The sequence below is a fragment of the Streptomyces griseosporeus genome, assembly GCF_014656055.1.
Taxonomy (GTDB): Bacteria; Actinomycetota; Actinomycetes; order Streptomycetales; family Streptomycetaceae; genus Streptomyces; species Streptomyces griseosporeus.
Genome location: NZ_BNBR01000005.1, coordinates 93,202 through 112,294, shown reverse-complemented (window position 1 = coordinate 112,294; position 19,093 = coordinate 93,202). Strand labels below are relative to the sequence as shown.

Genomic DNA, 19,093 nt, shown 5'->3' with positions numbered 1-19,093 from the left:
GGGGAGGAGGGGTTACTTCGCTCGCTGGCGCCTTCGGCGCGCCGCCTGCGGCGGGGCCTCCACGGGAGTGCCCAGGTGGCCCGTGACCAGGCGGTTCATCGCCTTCAGGAACGTCTCGCGCTGCGTCTTGGGCAGGGCGTCCAGCGCTTCCCGGTGCACCCGGTCGACGATCTCCTGGCTGCGCTTGGCGAGCTTCGCGCCCTTGGGTGTCACCGCGATGATCCGGGCCCTGCGGTCCGCGCTCGACGCCCGCCGCTCGGCCAGGCCGGCCTTCTCCAGGGCGTCGACCGTGGCCACCATCGTGGTCTTGTCCATGTCGCCGATCTCCGCCAACTGGATCTGCGTGCGCTCCTCCTCCATGGCGTGCACGAGGACACAGTGCATGCGGGGGGTCAGGCCGATCACCGCGAGGGCGGCGGTCATCCGGGTGCGCAGGACGTGGCTCGTACGGTCGAGGAGGAAGGAGAGGTCGGGTTCGATGCGGTCGGGGGACATGGCGGTCATGCCTTCAGGATAGGGGGACCTCGTTCGGTTGCGGATCGTCTCCGGGGGAGAGTGGCGGTGGTGAATCGATACTTCTGTTCACTTTCGAGTGAATGTGCCGGATGTGTGGGGCAGTTGGGGTACCGCGTCCCTAGCTTCCGGCGCAGGAGGTGATGCTCGATGTACGAGCAGAACAACATGCCGCCGAACGGATCGGCGGCGCAGCGGCAGGACGCGATCGACGTGAACGACTTCGTGTTCGCGGCGACGGGGGCGCGGGTGCGGAGGCTGACTCTGCCGGATGGGGAGCACTGGTTTCCGGCGGTGGATGTGGCGGGCCATCTCGGCTACGCAAACACGCGGGACGCTTTGCGAAAGCGGGTGGCTGCAGACTGGCAATCCCGGCTGGACGAGATTGCACAAGGTGTCGCTAGGAGCGACACCTTGAGCAAACTTGCAGGTCACCGGCTACAAAGGTCGATGAAGATGGTGAACCTCAAGGGGCTCATCCAGCTCGTCAACGGGTGCACCAAGCCCGAATGCGCACCCTTCAAGGCCTGGGTCTCCGACGTCATCGCCACCCTCCAGCGCGACGGCTCCTACAGCCTCGACCCCGCCCCCGTGCAGCCCCCGCCGGGCGGTGGCACGGCCTACGTCATGCCGCAGGAGGCCGTCGATGTGATCGTGCGGCTGGAGGAGCGGAACATCCGGGCGGACGAGCAACTCGTGGCGGCGCAGGCGAGGCGCATCGCGTTGATGGAGCGAGCCACAGAGCATCTTGAGCGTGGCACGGAGTCTCTGCGCCGCAGCAACGACCTCCAGTCCTCCATGGCCGACGCCCTCACCCGCATCGCCGACACCCTCGACCGCGTGGCCGACCGCTCCCGCGGATGACGGTGCGGCGGTGTACACGCTGCCGTAGCGAGGGAGGAAGCCGGAGGGTCCGGCAGACCAGACGCTGGTGGCCCGAAGTCGCAACTCAAACTTGCGGCTTCGGGCCGTTCGGCAATCTACACCGGCTTCGCCGACCGCCGGCGCTGTCAGTGCCACGCCCTACCCTCACGAGTGATGGCACAGACATGGCACTGCACTGGCCTGCGATGGTCCGCGGGCGAAACCGTGAGGCCCGAGTTGGTCTGGAACGGGGCGCGGAAAACCCCACTGACCTGGGGCAAGACCGTCACCTTTGGGGTGGAGGACGGGGGCCGACGGGTGTGTGTCGGGGCCCGTGGGCATGCCTGTCCCCGGCGGGTCGAGGTGTCGGCGCGCAGTACCGGCGCGCGGTGCGAGGAGTGCGCCCGGCTGGAGCGGGCCCACTCCGTGGCCGCCGACACGGTGGCCGACGACCCGCGGCCGTACCACGTGTACCTCGCCTGGTTCGGTCCCGGCCTGGTCAAGGTCGGCATCACCGCCCTGGAGCGCGGTTCCGCCCGGCTCCTGGAACAGGGCGCCGTCTGTTTCAGCTGGCTCGGGGTCGGCCCGCTGATGGCGGCGCGGCGGGCCGAGGAGATGCTGCGGGCGGCGCTCGGCGTACCCGACCGGATCCCGTACGCCGAGAAGCGTGCCGTACGGGCCGCGCTGCCCGCGACCGAGGAAGAGCGGGCGGCGGAGATCGGCACGCTGCACGGCCGCGCCGTCGCTCTCGCCGGCTGGCCCGAGTCGCTCGCGCCGGAGCCGTTCCGGCCCGTCGATCACCTCCGTGCCTTCGGGCTGGACGCCGCCCCCGCCGCCGTGGGGGAGATCACCGAGCTGGTCGCCGGGGGTGCCGTCAGCGGACGGCTCGTCGCCGTCGCCGGGCCGGATCTACACCTGCGGACCGGGGACGGCTCCGTCGTCGTCCTCGACACGCGGCTGATGACCGGGTGGGGGATCGTCCCGGTGAGCGAACCGGTGAGCTGCCCGGTGAGCGGGCCAATGAGTGGCTCGGTGAGCGGTCCGGTGAGTGGCCCCGTGGCGGGCGGGCGGGTCGCCTTTCCCGTACGGCCGTTCCCGGCTCCCGCCGCCCATGCGCAGGACGAGTTGTTCTGAGACCGCGAGTCCCCCGCCCGGGCAGCGGGCGAGCGCCGAGCACCCCTGGCGTCCGCCCGCCCGGGCAGCGAGCGCGCGCCGACCACCCCCGGGTAAAGACTTGGATCCCGCACGGATCCCTTTCGGCAATCACCCTGGATCCGGCCGCCGGTCACCGGCCACCGTTGGCGTCATGAGCGATCACCCGATCACCGTCCCCACTTCCATCACGGCCGATGTCCCCACCCCTGTCTCCACGCCTGTCACCACCCCTGTCACCACCCCCACCCCCGTCCCGGCCGCCGAACCCCCTTATTACGTCGCTGTGTTCACCTCCCTCCCCACCCCCGACCAGTCCGGCTACGCCGAAACCGCCGACCGTCTCGGCGCCTTGGTGCGGGACATCCCGGGGTACATAGGCGAGGACTCTGCCCGTACCCCCGGCGGGCTCGCCATCAGCGTCGCCTACTTCAGGGACCTGGAAGGGATCGAGCGGTGGCGGCGGGACGCCGAGCACGTGGCCGCCAAGGAGCGCGGCCGGCAGCAGTGGTACGAGCGGTACTCCCTGCACATCGCCCGCGTCGAGCACAGCCACACCTTCCGCAGGCCCACGACGGCGTGACCGACCGGGCGTGACCGACCCGGCGTGACCGACCGGACCTGACCGACCAGGCGTCGCTTCCGCTTCCCAGGAGCCGCCTGAGAAGAGCCTGTGTGTTTCTCAGGGAAATCACAGACTGCCGAAAGCCTCCTCTCAGAGCCCCCGGACATCGTGTCGAGCATGACCACGACCTCGCCCCAGGGGCGCACCGAACTGCTGAGGCCGGACGGGAGCCCCGTCCGGGTGCTTGTGGTGGACGACGAGCTGTCGATCACCGAGCTGCTGTCCATGGCGCTGCGGTACGAAGGCTGGCAGATCCGCACCGCGGGGGACGGCCACGGTGCCGTACAGACCGCGCGGGAGTTCCGGCCCGACGCCGTCGTGCTCGACATGATGCTGCCCGACATGGACGGCCTGACCGTCCTCGGGCGGCTGCGCCGCGAGCTGCCCGACGTGCCCGTCCTGTTCCTCACGGCCAAGGACGCGGTCGAGGACCGTATCGCCGGGCTCACCGCGGGCGGGGACGACTACGTCACCAAGCCGTTCTCCCTGGAAGAGGTCGTCGCGCGGCTGCGCGGGCTGATCCGGCGGTCCGGGGCGGCCGACCGGCGCTCGGACTCCGTCCTCGTCGTCGGTGACCTCATGCTCGACGAGGACAGTCACGAGGTGTCCCGGGGCGGTGAGAACATCCACCTCACCGCCACCGAGTTCGAACTGCTCCGCTTCCTCATGCGCAACCCGCGGCGCGTGCTCAGCAAGGCGCAGATCCTCGACCGCGTGTGGTCCTACGACTTCGGCGGCCAGGCCAACGTCGTCGAGCTGTACATCTCCTACCTGCGGCGGAAGATCGACGCCGGGCGCGAGCCGATGATCCACACCCGGCGCGGCGCCGGATATCTCATCAAGCCCGCCGTGTCATGAGCGGACGACGACGGCCGCGTACGCGAGGAGGGCACACGCGAGCGCGGAGCCGGCAGCCGCGCACGCTGCGGACGCGGCTCGTCGTCGCCGCCGTGACGCTGATCGCCGTCGTGTGCACGGTGATCGGCACGGTCACCACGCTCGCCCTGCGGCAGCACCTCATCGACCAGCTGAACGAGAAGGTCCACGATGTCGCCATGCGGGCGGCGGGCGGCCACATGATGGACCGGCCGGACGGCCTCGGACAGACCGCCCTGACGGCGGACGACAAGATCGACCGGCTCGTCACCCAGGGGCCGACGCTGCCCAGGACCATCGCTGCCTACGTCGAGAGCGGCGGCATCACCAGCGCGGCCGTCGCCGAGCGCACCAACGACAGCAACGGCGCCTTCAAGAAGATGGACGCCGTCGCACTGACCGCCGCGCAGAAGACGGCGATCGCCTCCGTCCCGAAGGACGAACGCCCGCACTCCGTGGACGTGCCGGGACTCGGCGCGTACCAGGCCCAGTACGTCACCACACCCGACGGCGCCGAGTCGTACTACGTCGCCCTCCCCACCGACGACGTCACCAGCACCGTCTCCACCCTCGTCCTCGTCGAGGTCAGCGTCACCACCGCCGGCCTGGTCGCCGCCGCCATCGCCGGGTACGTGCTGGTCGGCGTCGCCACCCGCCCCCTGCGCCGGGTCGCGGCCACCGCCACCCGCGTCTCCGAACTGCCCCTGCACTCCGGCGAGGTGAACCTCAGCGAGCGCGTCCCGGAGTCCGAGTGCGACCCGCACACCGAGGTCGGGCAGGTCGGCGCCGCGCTCAACCGCATGCTCGACCACGTCCACGGCGCGCTGCACGCCCGCCAGCAGAGCGAGACCCGGGTACGGCAGTTCGTCGCCGACGCCAGCCACGAGCTGAGAACCCCGCTCGCCTCCATCCGCGGGTACGCCGAGCTGACCCGGCGCGGGCGCGAGCAGGTCGGCCCCGACACCCGGCACGCCCTCGGGCGGATCGAGTCCGAGGCCGGGCGGATGACCCTGCTGGTGGAGGACCTGCTGCTGCTGGCCCGGCTGGACGCGGGCCGTCCGCTGCAGTTCGAGGAGACCGACCTCGTCCCCCTCGTCATCGACACGGTCAGCGACGCGCGCGCCGCCGGACGCGACCACGTGTGGCGGCTGGAGATCCCCGACGAGCCCGCGCCGGTCCGCGCGGACGCGGCCCGGCTCCAGCAGGTGCTGGTCAACCTGCTCGCCAACGCCCGCACGCACACCCCGCCCGGTACGACCGTGACCGCGCGGGTGCGCACCGGCGGGCCGTGGCTGTGCGTCGACGTCGAGGACAACGGGCCCGGCATCCCGCCCGACCTGCTCCCGCGCGTCTTCGAACGGTTCGCCCGCGGCGACTCGGCACGCTCGCGCGCCACCGGCTCGACCGGGCTGGGCCTCGCCATCGTGCAGGCCGTGGCGAGCGCCCACGGCGGCGCCGTGACCGTCGACAGCGTGCCCGGCCGGACCGTGTTCACCGTGCACCTGCCCGCGCTCGCGCCCGTGGCCCACCACCAGTTCCCGACCCTGACGGACCGGCCCCTGACGCACCGGCTCCTCGACTCACAGGCACAGCACAGCGCCACCACATGGGTGCAACAGGGCGTCTGACGACAGTCGTTCGCATGCGAACCGACTCTTCTCCCGGCACCCTGCCGGCGCGGGAGCACCTCCCGGCCGCGGCAGCCGGTACGCCTGTTCTGGACGTAGTGGTCCCCGTCTACAACGAGGAGAAGGACCTCCAGCCGTGCGTGCGCCGCCTGCACGAGCACCTCGCGCGCACCTTCCCCTACCCCTTCCGCATCACCATCGCGGACAACGCCTCGACGGACACCACGCCGCAGGTGGCGGCGCGGCTGGAGACGGAGATCCCCGAGGTCACCCACGTCCGGCTGGAGCAGAAGGGCCGGGGCCGCGCCCTGCGGGCGGTGTGGTCCGCCTCCGACGCGCCGGTCCTCGCCTACATGGACGTCGACCTGTCCACCGACCTCAACGCCCTGCTGCCGCTGGTGGCGCCGCTGATCTCCGGCCACTCGGACCTGGCGATCGGCTCCCGGCTCAGCCGCAGCAGCCGGGTCGTGCGGGGCGCCAAGCGGGAGTTCATCTCCCGCTCGTACAACCTCATCCTGCGCGGCTCGCTCCAGGCCCGTTTCTCCGACGCCCAGTGCGGGTTCAAGGCGATCCGCAAGGACGTCGCCCAGGTGCTGCTGCCGCTGGTGGAGGACACGGGCTGGTTCTTCGACACCGAGATGCTGGTGCTCGCCGAACGCGCGGGCCTGCGGATCCACGAGGTGCCCGTCGACTGGGTCGACGACCCCGACTCCACCGTGCACATCGTCCGCACCGCCACCGACGACCTCAAGGGCGTGTGGCGGGTCGGCAGGGCCCTGGCCACCGGTTCGCTGCCGCTGGACCGGCTCGCGCGTCCCTTCGGCGACGACCCGCGCGATCGCGAGATCAAGGACGTACCGACCGGACTGGCCCGCCAGCTCGTCGGGTTCTGCGTGGTCGGCGCCCTGTCCACCCTCTTCTACCTGCTGCTCTACAGCCTCTTCCGCTCCTTCGCTGGCCCGCAGACCGCCAACGCGCTCGCCCTGCTCGTCTCCGCCGTCGCCAACACCGCCGCCAACCGGCGCCTGACCTTCGGTGTGCGCGGGCGCGGCGGGGCCGTCCGGCACCAGGCGCAGGGCCTGGTCGTCTTCGGTATCGGCCTCGCGCTGACCAGCGGCTCGCTCGCCGCGCTGGACGCGGCCACCGCCGACCCCGCGCACTCCACCGAGCTGGCGGTCCTCGTCGCCGCAAACCTCGCCGCGACCGTCCTGCGGTTCCTGCTCTTCCGCGCCTGGGTGTTCCCGGAGCGCCGGGAGGACGGCGACCGGCGGCACCCGGAGCCCGGGCCCCGCCCCACCGTCGTCGCGCAAAGCCCGTACAGCACGTCGTACGGCGCTTCGTACGGCTCTCCCTGCCGCACTGCCCACAGCTCCTCCGCCCCCCACGACCCCGCCTGGCGGGACAGCACCCTGCACCTGCAGCCGGTGCGCCCGCACGACACCGACCCGAGGGAAACGCGATGACCACCCACGTCGACCAGACCGCCGGCTGGGGTCCGCCGCCCACCGCGCCCCCCGCGGACCCGGCCGCCCGGCGGACCGCGCCGGGACGGCTGTGGCGCGGCCGGCCCGAGGACCCCCGCTGGGCGCGCCCGGCGCTGCTCGCCCTGCTGCTCGTCACCGGGCTGCTGTACGTGTACGACCTGGGCGCCTCCGGCTACGCCAACTCCTTCTACTCGGCGGCCGTGCAGGCGGGCAGCCAGAGCTGGAAGGCGTTCTTCTTCGGCTCGCTGGACGCGGCCAACGCCATCACCGTCGACAAGCCCCCGGCCTCACTGTGGCCGATGGCGCTGTCGGTGCGGCTCTTCGGCCTGAACTCGTGGGCGATCCTCGTCCCCGAGGTGCTGATGGGCGTCGCCACGGTGGCCGTCGTCTACGCGGCGGTACGGCGCCGGTTCAGCGCGGGCGCCGGACTGCTCGCCGGTGCCGTGCTGGCGCTCACGCCGGTCGCGGCGCTGATGTTCCGCTTCAACAACCCGGACGCGATGCTGGCGCTGCTGATGGCGACCGCCTGCTACCTCGTCGTCCGGGCGCTGGAGGACGGCCGGACCAAGTGGCTGGTGTGGGCCGGGGTGGCGATCGGTTTCGCGTTCCTCGCCAAGACGCTCCAGGCGTTCCTGATCCTGCCGCCGCTGGCCCTCGTCTACGCCGTCTGCGCGCCGGTGCCCGTGCGGAAGCGGCTGGGCCAACTGGCCCTGGCCACCGTCGCGCTGGTCGTGGCGGGCGGCTGGTGGGTCGCGATCGTCGAGCTGTGGCCGGCCTCGTCCCGCCCGTACATCGGCGGCTCGCAGAACAACTCCTTCCTGGAGCTGACCTTCGGCTACAACGGCCTCGGCCGCCTCAACGGCGACGAGACCGGCAGTGTCGGCGGCGGTGGCGGCGGCCAGGGGGGCGGCCAGTGGGGTGAGACCGGCTGGGACCGGATGTTCAACTCCGAGATCGGCGGCCAGATCTCCTGGCTGCTGCCGGCCGCGCTGATCCTGCTGGCGGCGGCGCTGTGGGCGACGCGGAAGGCGCGCCGTACGTCGGTGACGCGGGGCGCGTTCCTGGTGTGGGGCGGCTCGCTGCTGATGACGGCCGTCGTCTTCAGCTACATGGCGGGCATCTTCCACCAGTACTACACCGTCGCCCTCGCGCCCTACCTGGCCGCCGTGGTCGGCATGGGCGCCGGGCTGCTGTGGGAGAAGCGGAAGGAGACATGGGCCGCGCTCGCCCTCGCCGCGTCCGCGGTGGCCGCCGCGGCCTGGGGATACGTCCTGCTCAACCGCACCCCGGACTATCTGCCCTGGCTGAGGTGGCTGGTGCTGGTCGGCGGTCTGGTGGGCGCGCTGGGGCTGGTCTTCGCGGGCCGGATCACCCGGCAGCTCGCGTTCGCCGCGGCGGCCGTGAGCGTGGCGGCGGCGCTGGCCGGTCCGACCGCGTACACCCTGAGCACGCTGGCGGAGGGCCACAGCGGGTCGATCGTCACCGCCGGTCCGGCGGGCGCGAGCATGATGGGCGGCCGGGGCGGCCCCGGCGGCGGCATGCGGGGCGGCTTCCCGGGCGGCGGCAACGGCTTCCCGGGGCAGCAGAACGGCGGCAACGGCAACGCGCAGGGGCAGCAGGGCTTCCCCGGCGGAACCGGCGGAACCGGTGGCACTGGTGGCACGGGCGGCTTCCCCGGCGGAGGCATGCCAGGCCAGCAGGGTCAGCAGGGCCAGCAAGGCCAGCAGGGCCAGCAGGGCCAAGGTGCCCAGGGCTTCCCCGGCGGCGCCCCCGGCGAGGGCGGCGGCATGGGTCGCGCCGGCGGCATGGGCGGTCTCCTCAACGGCGCCAGCGTCGACGCGCAGGCCAAGAAGCTCGTGAGCACGGACGCCGACGACTACACCTGGGCCGCGGCGGCCATCGGCAGCCAGAACGCGGCGAGTTACCAGCTCTCCACCGGCAAGCCGGTCATGGCGATCGGCGGCTTCAACGGCACGGACCCGTCGCCGACCCTGGCCCAGTTCAAGAAGTACGTCGAGGAAGGGAAGATCCACTACTTCATCGCGAGCGGCACCGGCGGCGGTGGCATGGGCGGCGCAGGGAACGGCACATCGGCGCAGATCACCGCCTGGGCGGAGGCCACGTTCAAGAAGGTGACGGCCGGCTCGGCCACCTTCTACGACCTCACACGGAAGGCGACCGGCTGACACACGGACGGTGTACGACTCACCGTGCTGATGGACGACATCGCCGGCCCGCTCCTCACCGCGTCAACGGGCGGAGCGGGCCGCCTAACGGGCCGCGGGGCTGGGTAGTCGTGCGGCTGCGGCCGTATGCGGTCGGCCCCCCGGGGCGCTGGCATGATCGTCGTTGAGAAGCCGAGGAAGGTTGTGCCTATGTCCACGTCAGGCCGGCGGGCCACGAAGAGCGCCCGGACCAGCGTCTGGCTGGAGGGCAGGGCGCGGCGGGGACGCGGCGGCGGACAGCCCTCCGGCCTGGACCGGGAACGGATCACCGAGGTGACCGTGCGGCTGCTGGACGCCGAGGGCCTGGACAGCTTCTCCATGCGCCGGCTGGCGGCCGAGCTGAACGTGACCGCGATGTCCGTGTACTGGTACGTCGACACCAAGGACGACCTGCTCGAACTCGCCCTCGACGCGGTCTTCGGGGAGCTGAAGCTGCCCGACCCGGAGGCCGCCGGCCAGGACTGGCGTGACCAGCTGCGGGATCTGGCGACGCAGTACCGGCGGGTGCTGGCGCGGCACTCGTGGGTGTCGCCTCTGATGGGCAGGTTCCTCGGCATCGGGCCCAACAACCTGGCGTTCTCCCGGGTGGTGCAGCAGGTCGTCCGCCGCACGGGGATCCCCGCCCACCGCATCACCAGCGCGATCGCCGCCGTCTTCCAGTTCGTGTACGGCTACGGCACGCTGGAGGGCCACTTCAACACGCGCAGCGCGGCCCTGGGGATGACCAGGGACGAGTACTTCCGGCACGCGATGGCGGTGGCGACCGAGGCGCCGACCACCGCCGAGGTCCTCCAGGAGTCCAGGGCGATCATGGAGGCCCGCGGCGGTGACACGGTCACGGAGATGATGGAACGGGACTTCGCCTACGCCCTGGACCTGCTGGTGGCGGGCATCGAGGCGATGGTGGAGCGAGGCTAGCCCTCGTTCTCGACGAGCCGCGCCGGGAAGCCTCCGGTGGCCACCGGCCCCCACCGCTCCGGCGTGATCCGGATGATCGACTTGCCCTGCTTGACCATGGCCGCGCGGTACTCGTCCCAGTCGGGGTGCTCCCCGGCGATGTTCCGGTAGTACTCCACGAGCGGCTCGACGGAGTCGGGGGAGTCGATGACCTCGGCGGTCCCGTCGATCTGCACCCAGGGCCCGTTCCACTCGTCGCTCAGCACGACGATGCCGACCCGTGCGTCCCGCTTGGCGTTCCGGGTCTTGGCGCGCTCCGGGTAGGTGGAGACGACGATCCGCCCCGAGTCGTCGACCCCGCAGGTCAGCGGGGAGGCCTGGGGGCTGCCGTCGGCCCGCCGGGTCAGCAGCAGGGCCCGGTGCCGGGGGCGTACGAAGTCCAGCAGCTCGTCGAGCGATACGCGGGTGTTCGTCGCGATGTTCGGTGCCATGCACCGCAGCCTAGGCGTCCCCGGCCGCCGCTGCCTGACCCTGCGGTGCCTACGCCTGCGGGAGTGTCCCGCCCTGCACGGCCTGGATCTCCAGCTCGACCTTGAGGGTGGTGCCGATGGCGGCGATGCCCGCCTGGACGACCTGGTTGTAGTTCATGGCGAAGTCGTCGCGGTGGAGTTCGGTCGTGGCCCGGAAGGCGGCGCGGGTGCCGCCCCACGGGTCGGCGCCGGTGCCGAGGTAGGCGAGGTCGAGGTCGACGGGCCGTACGACGCCGTGCAGGCCCAGCTCGCCGTGGACGGTCCAGCGGTCGGCGCCGACGGCGGTCAGGCCGGTGGACCGGTAGGTGATCTCCGGGAACCGCTCCACGTCGAGGAAGTCGGCCGACCGCAGGTGCTCGTCGCGCATACCGTTGCCGGTGTCGATGGAGGCGGCCCGGATCACCGCCTCCACACGGGACTTGGTGACGTCGTCCGGGGCGATCTCGAGCGACGCGGTGTAGTCGGTGAACCGGCCGCGCACACTGGAGATGCCCAGGTGCTGGGCGACCGCGCCGACCGTGGAGTGGGCCGGGTCGACGGTCCAGGGGCCGGGCGGGGGCAGCTCGGTGCCGCCCTGCCGGGCCAGGGTGACCGTGCCGACCTCGGCGCGGCCGCTCGCGGTGACGAGCGCGCCGGCGGCGGCCGGTGCGTAGCCCACGGCGGTGACGATGACGGTGTACGCGCCCGGCGCCAGCTCCGTGGTGTCCCGTACGGCGCCCTCCGCGTCGGCCTCGGCGCGCACCACCTGCGTGCCGGTCGTGTCGGTCACCGTGACGACCGCGTGCGACACGGCCCATCCGTCCTGGGTGCGGATCCTCGCGGTCAGTCCCATCCCGTTTTCTCTCCCTGCGAAGGCCCCGTGAAGGGGTGATAAACCGGTCGTATGGATCCGGCCCGCGGCGGGGGCGCGCCCTCCGCTCAGAGCGCGCCTGCCCGCCACGGGCCGGGGTCGGAACTACTCGCCGGGGTGGGCGAGTTCGATGTCGTGGCCGTCGGTTCCACGGCCGGCCACGGTGAGGGCGGTGGCCACCGGCGGGTAGCCCGTCGCGATGACGGTGTACTCGCCGCTGTCCAGGTCGGTGAAGGCGTACGCCCCGTCGGCGCCGGTGGTGGCGGTGCCGACGACGTTGCCGGCGGCGTCGACCAGGGTCACCCGCGCGTCGGCCAGCGGGCCGTGCGGCGCCCGGACGACACCCTGCACCTGGGCGCCGGCGTCGAGGTCGACCTCGACGCGGGTGACACCGGTGCCGCCGATCTCCACGGGCAGGGCCCGCGGCCGGAAGCCGGCGGCGTTCACCGCGACGGTGACGGTGCCCGGCACCAGCTCGGTGAAGGCGAACTCGCCCTGCTCACCGGTGCTGCCGGTGGCCAGCAGATCACCGCGCACATCGGTCACGATGACCATCGCGTCCTGCACCGGCTGCGCGGACTCGGCGGCGCGGACGACACCGGTCAGGCCGCTGGTGCCGCTGAGCAGGACGTCGTACGCGACGGGCTCGTCGTTCACGACGATCGTCGAGGCCTGCGGCTGGAAGCCGTCGGCGGAGGCGATCAGGACGTACGATCCCGCGCCCGGCGCGTCGACGGCGTAGGAGCCGTCGGCCTGGGCGACCGAGCGGCCCAGCTGGCGGCCGGTCAGCGAGATCAGCGTGACGGCGGCCTGCGGGACGGGCGCGCTCTCGGCGCCGCGGACGAAGCCGCGGACCGGGATGCCGGAACCTGCGGGCACGGATCCCTCCTCGTCGGCGGCCTCCGGCTCGGCGGTGGCCCAGCTGGGGGTCTTGTCGGCGGCCGGGGTGACGGCGGCCTCGGCGGGAATGGGCGCGGCGGGGGCCGCGGCCTCGGCGTTGGCCTCGGCGGCCTGGGCGAGGGCGCCGGTGGTGCGCAGCGGGACCTCCTTGATGAACAGCGTCACGAGGAAGGCGAGGAACGCGATCGGGGCGACGTACAGGAAGATGTCGGCGATGCCGTGCCCGTAGGCGCTCTCCAGCCAGTTGCGGATGCCGGTGGGCAGCGCGTCCATGTCGGGCAGCTGGCTGCTGCCGGACGCCTTGGCGGCGGCCATCTGCTCCTGCGGGCTGAGCTGCCCGATGGTGTCCTTGGCGTAGTGGGCGATCCGGGTCGCCATCACGGAGCCGAGCGCGGAGACGCCGACCGCACCGCCGAGGGAGCGGAAGAAGGTGACGACCGAGCTGGCGGCGCCGAGTTCGTGCGGGGCGACCTGGTTCTGCGTGGACAGGACGAGGTTCTGCATCATCATGCCGATGCCGAGGCCCATGACCGCCATGAAGAGGGCGATCTTCCAGTAGTCGGTGTCGTACCGCATGGTGCCGAGCAGCCCCAGACCGGCGGTCAGCAGCACACCACCGGTGACCAGCCAGGCCTTCCACTTGCCGGTCTTGGTGATGACCTGGCCGGACACGGTCGACGAGACGAACAGGCCGGCGATCATCGGGATGGTCATGACGCCCGACATGGTGGGGGACTTGTCCCGGGCCAGCTGGAAGTACTGGCTGAAGAACACGGTCCCCGCGAACATCGCGATACCGACGAACAGCGAGGCCACGGAGGCCAGCGCGATGGTGCGGTTCCGGAACAGGTGCAGCGGGATGATCGGCTCGGCGGCCTTGCTCTCCACGAACAGGAAGACGAGCGCCAGCAGGAGCGCGCCGCCGACCATGGTGTAGGTCTGCCAGGACAGCCAGTCGTACTTGTCGTCGGCGAAGGTCACCCAGACCAGCAGCAGGGAGACCGCGGCGGTGATGAAGAACGCGCCCAGCCAGTCGACCTTCACCTTGCGCTTGCTCTCCGGCAGGTGCAGCGTCTTCTGCAGCACCAGCAGGGCGATCAGCGCGAACGGCACACCGACGTACAGGCACCAGCGCCAGCCGAGCCAGTCGGTGTCGGTGATGACACCGCCGACCAGGGGGCCGCCGACGGTGGCGACGGCGAAGGTGGCGCCCAGGTAGCCGGAGTAACGGCCGCGCTCCCGCGGCGAGATCATCGCGGCCATGATGATCTGGGCCAGCGCGGTCAGACCGCCGGCGCCGAGACCCTGGATGACACGGGCGCCGATCAGCATGCCCGGGTTCTGCGCGAGACCGGCGACGACCGAGCCCGCGATGTAGATGACCAGGGCTATCTGGACGAGCGCCTTCTTGCTGACCAGGTCGGCGAGCTTGCCCCACAGCGGGGTGGAGGCCGTCATCGCCAGCAGCGCGGCGGTCACGACCCAGGTGTACGCGCTCTGTCCGCCGCCGAGGTCCGTGATGATCTCGGGCAGGGCGTTGGAGACGATCGTGGAGGACAGGATGGCGGCGAACATGCCGAGCAGCAGCCCGGAGAGCGCCTCCATGATCTGCCGGTGCGTCATCGGAGCGTGGCCGCCGGCGGAGCCGTGGGAGCCTCCCCCGTGCTTGGCATGAGCCCGCACACCGGCTGGTGTGGTCGTTGCCATGGGCTTCCTTTACTTACGTGCTTGCGGGTGTACGGGTGGTCGGTACGAGTCCGGGAGGCGGCGGCCGCAGGGGGCCGCGGTCGCGGCAGTCGTCGAAGCTGGCGCGCAGCCGGGTCATGAGCCGGGTGAGCTGGGCGACCTCCTCGTCGCTCCAGTCGGCGAGCCGCTCGGAGAGGAGCCGGGTCGTCTCCCGGGACATCTCGTCGAGCTTGCGTTCGCCCTCCGGTGTCAGACGCACGATGCGTGAGCGCTTGTCCGCCGGGTCGGGGGAGCGTTCGATCCAGCCCCGCTCGGCGACGTGGGCGACATGGCGGCTGGTGACCGACATGTCCACGGCCAGCAGGTCGGCGAGCTTGCTCATGCGCATGTCGCCGTAACGGCCGAGCAGCGTCAGGACGGCCGCGGAGCCGCTCGGGCAGTCGGACGGCAGGATGCGTCCGATCTCCCTTTTCACGGCACCGAAGGCGCTGAACTGACGGATCAGCTCCTCGTACTGCGCCTGTGCGGCCATCACGCCTCCCGTGTTTGTTGCTTAGGGCAACCATAGAGGTGTTTGGTTGCCGCAGGCAAATATCCGGGAAGCCCTTGGCCTAAAAACTTGGCAAAGGCAAGTATTGCGACCGTAAACACCCAGGTGGGCACAGGTACGGCAGGGGTCCGCCCCGCACTTGGGCGGCACCGCCGGATTCGCTAGTGTCTCGGGCCATGGCTAACACCCAGGGCCCCCAGGGCAACTACGACCCCGCCGGCAGCACCCAGATGTTCCGCGCCTTCGTCGACGAGGCCCCCCAGACCCCGCAGCAGCAGACCTCCTCGGGCCCGCGCGTCGGCCTGATCGTGGGCGTGGTGGCCGCCGTGGCGATCATCGCAGCGGTGGCCTGGCTGGCCCTGAAGTAACCGACACCACCTTCGCACCCGGCGCTGGTGCGGGCCGGGGGTGGGTCGCGCGGCCCGGCGCTAACGGGGTGCCGCTGCGCCCACCCTCCCCCAAGCTCTCGGCTTCGCTCGAGCAGGGGGGACCCCCATCGCCCCAGCGGCACGACTGCCCGCAGCTAAGTCGGAGAGCGGCTGCCCGCAGCTGCGACGGCCGGTAGACGCGTACGGCGGGAAGGGGACGTGTCGGGGGGTGTCCGCCCGCAGCGGGCGCCGTAAAGAAGCGGTGCGGATTTGACCGACGCAGCGGCGCACCGAGGACGGATACCCCCCGGCGCGGCCCCGACCCCACCACCCGCCGTAGGCGCTACGCACGCCACAACGCAACCGCAACGGGCTGCCGCAGGCATATAGGGGCGCGGGGAACTGCGCGACCAGCCCCCCACCCACCCGCACCCGAAGAAACAGAGAATGCTCAGTCCGAGATGAGCCCCTCCCGCAGCTGCGCCAACGTCCGCGTCAGCAGCCGCGACACATGCATCTGCGAGATCCCGACTTCCTCCCCGATCTGCGACTGCGTCATGTTCGCGAAGAACCGCAGCATGATGATCCTCCGCTCCCGCGGCGGCAGCTTCGCCAGCAGCGGCTTCAGCGACTCCCGGTACTCCACGCCCTCCAGGGCCGTGTCCTCGTACCCTAGCCGGTCCGCCAGCGACCCCTCCCCGCCGTCGTCCTCCGGCGCGGGCGAGTCCAGCGAGGACGCGGTGTAGGCGTTGCCCACGGCGAGCCCGTCGACGACGTCCTCCTCGGACACGCCCAGCACGGCGGCGAGTTCGGTGACGGTCGGCGACCGGTCCAGCTTCTGCGACAGCTCGTCGCTCGCCTTGGTCAGCGCGAGCCGCAGCTCCTGCAGCCGCCGGGGCACCCGCACCGACCACGACGTGTCCCGGAAGAACCGCTTGATCTCCCCGACGACGGTCGGCATCGCGAACGTCGGGAACTCCACGCCCCGTTCGCAGTCGAACCGGTCGATCGCCTTGATCAGCCCGATGGTGCCGACCTGGACGATGTCCTCCATCGGCTCGTTGCGCGACCGGAACCGCGCGGCGGCGTACCGCACCAGCGGCAGGTTCAGCTCGATGAGCGTGTCACGGACGTACGCCCGCTCGGGGCTGTCCTCGTCGAGCGCGGCGAGCCGCAGGAACAGGGAGCGGGACAGCGTGCGGGTGTCGATGGCGCCGGCGACGCTCTCGGCGATCGCCCCGGCGACGCTCTCGGCGATGGCCTCGGCGGCACTCTCGGCGATGGCCTCGGCGGCCGTCTCGACGATGGCCTCGGCCGCGGTCTCGACGATGGCTTCGGCGGCGGATTCGGCGATGGTCTCGACGGCGGGCGGGGCGGCCGGGGCCGGCGGAGCCGCCAGGGCCGAGACCTCGTCGATGGAGTCGAGAGCGTCGAGCGTCTCCGGCGCGCTCTCGCCCTTCGTGAGCGTGAGCACCACCTTCGAGCTGCCCTGGTCTGCGGACATGCCACCCCCTCTGGGTCGCGGGACGGTCGTGGCGAACGCCCCCACGGGAGGAACGCCAGCCTTCACCTGAATACCGGAGCCGGAGCCACGGCAAACGCACTTCCGGCAGAATGTCACATGTCGGCAACACGCTGTAGTGACATGTCGACATCCAAGACGCGAATCCGCCCTGGAAGAAGGGGGTCTGAGGGTCTATCAGCCCTGAACCGCCGAGAAAGACCCTGGTGAGCGATTCGCTCGCAGCGGTTACGCGTCGATCCTGTTTGCGGATCGCAGCCGCTGGAAGCTACGCGCCAGTAGCCGCGACACGTGCATCTGGGAGACGCCGAGTTCGGCGCTGATCTGAGACTGGGTCAGATTGCTGTAGTACCGCAGCAGGAGGATGCGCTGCTCCCGCTCGGGGAGCTGCACCAGCAGATGCCGGACCAGATCGCGGTGCTCCACGCCGTCCAGCGCGGGGTCCTCGTAGCCGAGCCGGTCCAGCAGCCCCGGCAGCCCGTCGCCCTCCTGCGCGGCCTCCAGCGAGGTGGCGTGGTACGACCGTCCGGCCTCGATGCAGGAGAGCACCTCCTCCTCGCTGATCCGCAGCCGCTCGGCGATCTCGGCGGTCGAGGGGGAGCGGCCGTGGGCCGTGGTGAGGTCCTCGGTCGCGCTGTTGACCTGCACCCACAGCTCGTGCAGCCGGCGCGGGACGTGGACCGTGCGGACGTTGTCCCGGAAGTACCGCTTGATCTCGCCGACGACCGTGGGCATGGCGAAGGTCGGGAACTGCACGCCCCGGTCCGGGTCGAAGCGGTCGATGGCGTTGATCAGCCCGATGGTGCCGACCTGGACGACGTCCTCCATCGGTTCGTTGCGGGAGCGGAAGCGGGCCGCGGCGTAGCGCACGAGCGGGAGGTTGGCCTCGATCAGCGCCCCGCGCACCCGGTTGTGCTCCGGCGTACCCGGCTGGAGTTCCTTGAGCTGGGCGAAGAGCACCTGTGTGAGCGCCCGGGTGTCGGCGCCGCGGCTGCGCTGCGGGGTGGTCGCCGCGGCCTCCTGGGGCGGCGCAGTACTGGCCGACACGGTCAACGCCACCTCATTCGATCGGTCAACTCATCCGTCAAAAGCGGTCATAGCATCACAAGACATGTGCACTGTGTGCAAGCACCGCAAAACAACGTGTTGACGTACAAAGGCGCCTGTAGAGCAAGAAAAAACCCTCCGCCGTCACGGCGGAGGGCTGCGGCGCTGCCGGCCTGGGAAACGCGTGGGTGTCAGAACTCGTAGTCGGCAATCACCCACGTGGCGAACTCCCGCCACAGGGCGACGCCCGCCTGGTGCTCGGGGTGCTCCACGTAGCGGCGCAGCGCGTCGGTGTCCTCGAACGCGGAGTTGATGGCGAAGTCGTACGCGATGGGGCGGTCGCTGAAGTTCCAGCCCAGCTCCCAGTGGCGGATCTCGTCGATCTTGCCGGGAAGGGCGCGGAAGGCCTCGTAGCCCTTCTGCACGCGCGGGTCGTCGCGGTCGACGCCCTCGTTGAGCTTGAAGAGGACGAGGTGGCGGATCATGGGTACTCCCGGGTCAGGGTCAGCTCTTGCCCCCGTCGGCGATCCACGTCATGAAGTCGCCGATGGCCTTGGCGGCGTCCGATATGCCCTCGAACCCTATCTGGACGTAGTCGGCGGCCTTGGCCGGGTCGGTGATGATCACGTACAGAGCGAAGACCACGAGCACATAGACGGCGATCTTCTTCGCGTTCACCGCCACTGCGGCCTCCCCTGTTCTGCCCGGCTACCGGCCGCGAGTGTAACGACCAGTGCTATTTAAGGACCAATGATCCATGCCTCAAGGTCTTTTCAGGGCCGGGCCCTTCGCGAGCGGCCACCCCGCGTACGGTGAACCCATGGCCACCGTCGACGACGTACGCCGTCTCGCGCTCGCGCTCCCCCGCACCGAGGAGCACCTGATCCACGACCGCGTGAAGTTCCGCATCGGCCGCATCGTCTACCTCGCCCTCTCCCGCGACGAGACCGTCCTCGGCTTCGCCTTCCCGAAGGAGGAGCGCGCCGCCCTGGTCGCCTCGGCCCCGGAGAAGTTCTCCCTGCCCAGCCGCGCCTCGGACCTGCGCTACCACTGGGCCGAGGCCCGCCTGGCCGCACTGGGCGCGGACGAACTGGCGGAGCTGGTCACCGACGCGTGGCGGATGTGCGTACCGGTGTCGGTCGCGCGAGCGCACCTCGGCACGGACGGGGACTGACGGGGACTGACGGGGAAGGCGACGCCTCATGCACGAAGGGCCCGGTTCGAGGAACCGGACCCTTCGTCCAAGCGGTAGCGGAGGGATTTGAACCCTCGGTGACTTGCGCCACACTCGCTTTCGAGGCGAGCTCCTTCGGCCGCTCGGACACGCTACCGAGGGAGACCTTACAGCACGCCGGGCCCTGGTTCGAAATCGGTAT

The 19,093-nt window shown here is 71.2% G+C and carries 19 protein-coding genes and 1 tRNA gene; 10 read left to right on the top strand and 10 right to left on the bottom strand.

The features are described from left to right. Window positions 1–12: 12 nt before the first annotated feature. The gene (locus tag IE308_RS23540) at window positions 13–504 is read right to left on the bottom strand and encodes a MarR family winged helix-turn-helix transcriptional regulator (protein ID WP_110629112.1); all 492 of its coding nucleotides are present in this window, start codon (window positions 502–504) and stop codon (window positions 13–15) included. Window positions 505–663: 159 nt separating this feature from the next. Here IE308_RS23540 and IE308_RS23535 point away from each other — a divergent pair, with 159 nt between their 5' ends. The 8 genes from IE308_RS23535 to IE308_RS23500 all read left to right on the top strand — a co-directional run bounded on the left by IE308_RS23535 (window position 664) and on the right by IE308_RS23500 (window position 10,285). Continuing rightward, window positions 664–1,377 (top strand): BRO-N domain-containing protein, encoded by a 714-nt coding sequence (locus IE308_RS23535; RefSeq protein ID WP_190219464.1) that lies wholly within the window; start codon window positions 664–666, stop codon window positions 1,375–1,377. 174 nt (window positions 1,378–1,551) lie between these two features. After that, a complete protein-coding gene (locus IE308_RS23530; protein WP_190219463.1) occupies window positions 1,552–2,511 on the top strand; it encodes a DUF2797 domain-containing protein in 960 nt (319 codons plus the stop codon). Window positions 2,512–2,683: 172 nt separating this feature from the next. Further along, complete coding sequence (locus tag IE308_RS23525) at window positions 2,684–3,112, top strand: antibiotic biosynthesis monooxygenase family protein (RefSeq protein WP_229909016.1); 429 nt, start codon at window positions 2,684–2,686, stop codon at window positions 3,110–3,112. A 159-nt stretch (window positions 3,113–3,271) separates the two neighbouring features. Beyond that, complete coding sequence (locus IE308_RS23520; RefSeq protein ID WP_190219462.1) at window positions 3,272–4,012, top strand: response regulator transcription factor; 741 nt, start codon at window positions 3,272–3,274, stop codon at window positions 4,010–4,012. Beyond that, a complete protein-coding gene (locus IE308_RS23515) occupies window positions 4,009–5,658 on the top strand; it encodes a sensor histidine kinase (protein ID WP_190219461.1) in 1,650 nt (549 codons plus the stop codon). The genes IE308_RS23520 and IE308_RS23515 overlap by 4 nt, the downstream gene beginning before the upstream one ends. Window positions 5,659–5,672: 14 nt before the next feature. Beyond that, the gene (locus IE308_RS23510) at window positions 5,673–7,121 is read left to right on the top strand and encodes a bifunctional glycosyltransferase family 2/GtrA family protein (RefSeq protein WP_190219460.1); all 1,449 of its coding nucleotides are present in this window, start codon (window positions 5,673–5,675) and stop codon (window positions 7,119–7,121) included. After that, a complete protein-coding gene (locus IE308_RS23505) occupies window positions 7,118–9,328 on the top strand; it encodes an ArnT family glycosyltransferase (protein WP_190219459.1) in 2,211 nt (736 codons plus the stop codon). Before IE308_RS23510 ends, IE308_RS23505 begins: the two co-directional genes overlap by 4 nt. A gap of 189 nt (window positions 9,329–9,517) precedes the next feature. Then, window positions 9,518–10,285: a TetR/AcrR family transcriptional regulator gene (locus tag IE308_RS23500; protein ID WP_190219458.1), complete on the top strand. Its 768-nt coding sequence runs from the start codon at window positions 9,518–9,520 to the stop codon at window positions 10,283–10,285. Here IE308_RS23500 and IE308_RS23495 read toward each other — a convergent pair. From IE308_RS23495 to IE308_RS23480, 4 genes are all read right to left on the bottom strand, one after another. Then, the gene (locus tag IE308_RS23495; RefSeq protein WP_110629104.1) at window positions 10,282–10,755 is read right to left on the bottom strand and encodes a PPOX class F420-dependent oxidoreductase; all 474 of its coding nucleotides are present in this window, start codon (window positions 10,753–10,755) and stop codon (window positions 10,282–10,284) included. The genes IE308_RS23500 and IE308_RS23495 overlap by 4 nt on opposite strands. Before the next feature lie 49 nt (window positions 10,756–10,804). After that, window positions 10,805–11,626: a YceI family protein gene (locus IE308_RS23490; protein WP_190219457.1), complete on the bottom strand. Its 822-nt coding sequence runs from the start codon at window positions 11,624–11,626 to the stop codon at window positions 10,805–10,807. A gap of 123 nt (window positions 11,627–11,749) precedes the next feature. Further along, entirely contained in the window at window positions 11,750–14,167 is a 2,418-nt protein-coding gene (locus IE308_RS23485; protein ID WP_506005320.1) for an MFS transporter, read from the bottom strand. Window positions 14,168–14,264: 97 nt separating this feature from the next. Next, window positions 14,265–14,762: a MarR family winged helix-turn-helix transcriptional regulator gene (locus IE308_RS23480; RefSeq protein ID WP_110629101.1), complete on the bottom strand. Its 498-nt coding sequence runs from the start codon at window positions 14,760–14,762 to the stop codon at window positions 14,265–14,267. A 194-nt stretch (window positions 14,763–14,956) separates the two neighbouring features. Here IE308_RS23480 and IE308_RS23475 point away from each other — a divergent pair, with 194 nt between their 5' ends. After that, the gene (locus tag IE308_RS23475) at window positions 14,957–15,148 is read left to right on the top strand and encodes a hypothetical protein (RefSeq protein WP_110629100.1); all 192 of its coding nucleotides are present in this window, start codon (window positions 14,957–14,959) and stop codon (window positions 15,146–15,148) included. A gap of 451 nt (window positions 15,149–15,599) precedes the next feature. On the opposite strand, the gene IE308_RS23470 is transcribed toward IE308_RS23475, so the two are convergent. The 4 genes from IE308_RS23470 to IE308_RS23450 all read right to left on the bottom strand — a co-directional run bounded on the left by IE308_RS23470 (window position 15,600) and on the right by IE308_RS23450 (window position 18,401). After that, window positions 15,600–16,652 carry an RNA polymerase sigma factor SigF gene (locus IE308_RS23470; RefSeq protein ID WP_229909015.1) on the bottom strand — a complete coding sequence of 351 codons (1,053 nt, stop codon included), beginning with the start codon at window positions 16,650–16,652 and terminating at the stop codon, window positions 15,600–15,602. A gap of 246 nt (window positions 16,653–16,898) precedes the next feature. Beyond that, window positions 16,899–17,729 (bottom strand): RNA polymerase sigma factor SigF, encoded by an 831-nt coding sequence (locus IE308_RS23460; protein ID WP_110629098.1) that lies wholly within the window; start codon window positions 17,727–17,729, stop codon window positions 16,899–16,901. A gap of 179 nt (window positions 17,730–17,908) precedes the next feature. Continuing rightward, complete coding sequence (locus IE308_RS23455) at window positions 17,909–18,202, bottom strand: Dabb family protein (protein ID WP_110629097.1); 294 nt, start codon at window positions 18,200–18,202, stop codon at window positions 17,909–17,911. Between the two features lie 19 nt (window positions 18,203–18,221). Further along, window positions 18,222–18,401, bottom strand: coding sequence for a hypothetical protein (locus IE308_RS23450; RefSeq protein ID WP_110629096.1), 180 nt, complete (start codon window positions 18,399–18,401; stop codon window positions 18,222–18,224). A gap of 136 nt (window positions 18,402–18,537) precedes the next feature. Between IE308_RS23450 and IE308_RS23445 the strand changes: the two genes are divergently transcribed. Then, window positions 18,538–18,891 (top strand): MmcQ/YjbR family DNA-binding protein, encoded by a 354-nt coding sequence (locus IE308_RS23445; RefSeq protein ID WP_190219455.1) that lies wholly within the window; start codon window positions 18,538–18,540, stop codon window positions 18,889–18,891. 72 nt (window positions 18,892–18,963) lie between these two features. Here IE308_RS23445 and IE308_RS23440 read toward each other — a convergent pair. Beyond that, window positions 18,964–19,048, bottom strand: a tRNA-Ser gene (locus IE308_RS23440). Window positions 19,049–19,093 lie beyond the last annotated feature (45 nt).